Source organism: Micromonospora sp. D75 (assembly GCF_018070405.1).
Classification (GTDB): domain Bacteria; phylum Actinomycetota; class Actinomycetes; order Mycobacteriales; family Micromonosporaceae; genus Micromonospora; species Micromonospora chalcea.
In genome coordinates this window covers 1-3,104 of the sequence record NZ_JAGPXV010000671.1, presented here as the reverse complement: position 1 = coordinate 3,104, position 3,104 = coordinate 1, and the positions used below count along the sequence as shown (strand labels likewise).

Below are 3,104 nucleotides of genomic sequence, written 5' to 3'. Positions count from 1 at the left end.
ACCCGGCCCCGGCTGGCGGTGCTCGCGGCGTTGCGCGACCACCCGCACGTCGATACCGACACCGTGATCGCGCTGGTCCGCGCGGAGCAGCCCACCGTGTCCCACCAGGCGGTCTACGATGTGCTGCGGGCCCTCACCGACGCCGGGCTGATCCGGCGCATCCAGCCGGCCGGCGCCACGGCCCGCTACGAGTCTCGGGTGGGAGACAACCACCATCACGTCGTGTGCCGTTCCTGCGGCGCCATCGCCGACGTCGAGTGTGCCGTCGGCAGCGCCCCCTGTCTCACCGCCTCCGACGACCACGGTTTCGTGGTGGACGAGGCGGAGGTCGTCTACTGGGGCGCCTGCCCCGGCTGCGCGGCCGACCGCACCGCCCAGTGATCCGCCAGTTCGGAAGGAAACAGATGAGCGACACCCAGGACAACCGGCCCGTCAGCCCGCAGGGCGTGGACGCGAAGGAGGCGGCCGGCTGCCCGGTCGCGCACGACTCCGTGACCGCGCACGGCAGCGAGAGCGAGAACCCGGCGATCGACTCGCCGACCCCGAAGACCGGCGGTCGTCCGCGCAGCAACCGTGACTGGTGGCCCAACCAGCTCGACCTGTCGGTGCTGCACGCCCACTCGGACAAGGGCAACCCGCTCGGCCCGGAGTTCAGCTACGCCCGGGAGTTCGCCAAGCTCGACGTCGAGGCGCTCAAGCGGGACATCACCGAGGTCCTCACCACCTCGCAGGACTGGTGGCCGGCCGACTTCGGCCACTACGGCGGCCTGATGATCCGGATGAGCTGGCACGCCGCGGGCACCTACCGCATCGAGGACGGCCGCGGTGGCGCCGGCGACGGCGGTCAGCGGTTCGCCCCGCTGAACAGCTGGCCGGACAACGCCAACCTGGACAAGGCCCGCCGGCTGCTCTGGCCGGTCAAGCAGAAGTACGGCCAGAAGATCTCCTGGGCCGACCTGCTGGTGCTCGCCGGCAACGTCGCGCTGGAGTCGATGGGCTTCAAGACCTTCGGCTTCGGCTTCGGTCGTGAGGACGTCTGGGAGCCGGAGGAGATCTTCTGGGGCCCCGAGGACGCCTGGCTCGGCGACGAGCGCTACGCCTCCGAGAAGGAGATGGTGGCCGGCGTCGGCGCGACCGAGATGGGTCTGATCTACGTCAACCCGGAGGGCCCGCGCGGCAACGCCGACCCGCTCGCGGCGGCGCACTTCATCCGCGAGACGTTCCGCCGGATGGCGATGAACGACGAGGAGACCGTCGCGCTGATCGCCGGCGGCCACACCTTCGGCAAGACCCACGGCGCGGGCCCCGCCGACCAGCACGTCGGCCCCGAGCCGGAGGCCGCGCCGCTGGAGGCGCAGGGTCTGGGCTGGCTCAGCACGTACGGCGAGGGCAAGGGCGGCGACACGATCACCAGCGGTCTCGAGGTGACGTGGACCGACAAGCCGACGCAGTGGTCCAACCGGTTCTTCGAGATCCTCTTCGGCTACGAGTGGGAGCTGACCACCAGCCCGGGTGGCGCCAAGCAGTGGGTCGCCAAGGACGCCGAGGCGATCATCCCGGACGCCCACGACCCGTCGAAGAAGCACAAGCCGACGATGCTGACGACCGACCTGTCGCTGCGCGTCGACCCGGCGTACGAGAAGATCTCCCGCCGGTTCCTGGAGAACCCGGACGAGTTCGCGCTGGCGTTCGCCAAGGCCTGGTACAAGCTGCTGCACCGTGACATGGGCCCGGTCAGCCGCTTCCTCGGCCCGTGGGTGCCGGAGGCCCAGCTCTGGCAGGACCCGGTGCCGGCCGTCGCGCACGAGCTGGTGAACGACGCCGACGTCGCCGCGCTCAAGGCGAAGGTGCTGGAGTCCGGTCTCACCACCGCCCAGCTGGTCTCCACCGCCTGGGCCTCGGCCGCGAGCTACCGCTCCACCGACAAGCGCGGTGGCGCCAACGGCGCGCGGATCCGCCTGGAGCCGCAGCGCAACTGGGAGGTCAACCAGCCCGAGCAGCTCGCCACCGTGCTGGCCACGCTGGAGGGCATCCAGCAGGAGTTCAACGCCGCCGGCGGCGCCCAGATCTCCCTCGCCGACCTGATCGTGCTGGCCGGCTCGGCCGCTGTCGAGCAGGCGGCGCGCGACGCTGGCGTCGAGCTGACCGTGCCGTTCCACCCGGGGCGTACCGACGCCACCCAGGAGCAGACCGACGTCGAGTCGTTCCGGGTGATGGAGCCGCGCGCCGACGGGTTCCGCAACTACCTGCGGCCGGGCGAGAAGACCCAGCCGGAGGTGCTGCTCGTCGACCGGGCGTACATGCTGAACCTGACCGCGCCGGAGATGACCGTGCTGGTCGGCGGTCTGCGCGCGCTCGGCAACAACGTCGGCGGCGCGTCGCACGGCGTGCTCACCGACCGGCCCGGCGTGCTCACCAACGACTTCTTCGTCAACCTGCTCTCCCCGGGCACCCGGTGGAAGGCGTCGGAGTCCGAGGAGCACGTGTACGAGATCCGGGACCTGGCCACCGACCAGGTCAAGTGGACCGCCACCGCGGTCGACCTGATCTTCGGCTCCAACTCGCAGCTGCGGGCCCTCGCCGAGGTCTACGCCAGCGACGACGCGCGGGAGAAGTTCGTGCGTGACTTCGTCGCCGCCTGGACGAAGGTCATGGAGCTGGACCGCTTCGACCTGGCCTGATCTGCCGTCTCCGAGCGAGCCCCGGTCCGTCGCGCCGCGACGGACCGGGGCTCGTCCCGTGTCCGGCGGGTGTCGGGGATCAGCGGCGCACACCCGGCCCGCAAACGTTGGAAAATCTGCTCAGAAGTTGCGGTCGTCCCGCGAAGCGGTTTGTTTCGTCCCGAGCGTCGGGATCTCGGTCGAGCGCCGGATTGCTCGGTCCAGCGTGGATCGCCGCTGGTGGTCGGGGATCTGATCCCACTCGTGTTGCCTGCGGGTTTCGAAAACTTTGCCGCAAGCTCTTGCAAAGACTTTCATGGATGGCGCATCGTGTTCGCTACCCGGGACGGCCGCCCCACCCCCCCGCTCACCCTTTCGAACCCACGGAAGAGGTCCCCCAACCATGCTTTCCGTCAGGCCACACCCCCGTGGCCGTGCCGGTCG

Annotated in this window: 2 protein-coding genes; both read left to right on the top strand. The window is 70.5% G+C overall.

The annotated features are described in order from the left end of the window. Positions 1-381, top strand: a 381-nt coding sequence (locus tag KBX39_RS27445) for a Fur family transcriptional regulator (RefSeq protein WP_210873249.1), incomplete at its 5' end; no start/stop codon positions are given. Between the two features lie 23 nt (positions 382-404). Continuing rightward, positions 405-2,681: a catalase/peroxidase HPI gene (katG, locus tag KBX39_RS27440; protein WP_113972965.1), complete on the top strand. Its 2,277-nt coding sequence runs from the start codon at positions 405-407 to the stop codon at positions 2,679-2,681. The last annotated feature ends 423 nt before the right edge of the window (positions 2,682-3,104 follow it).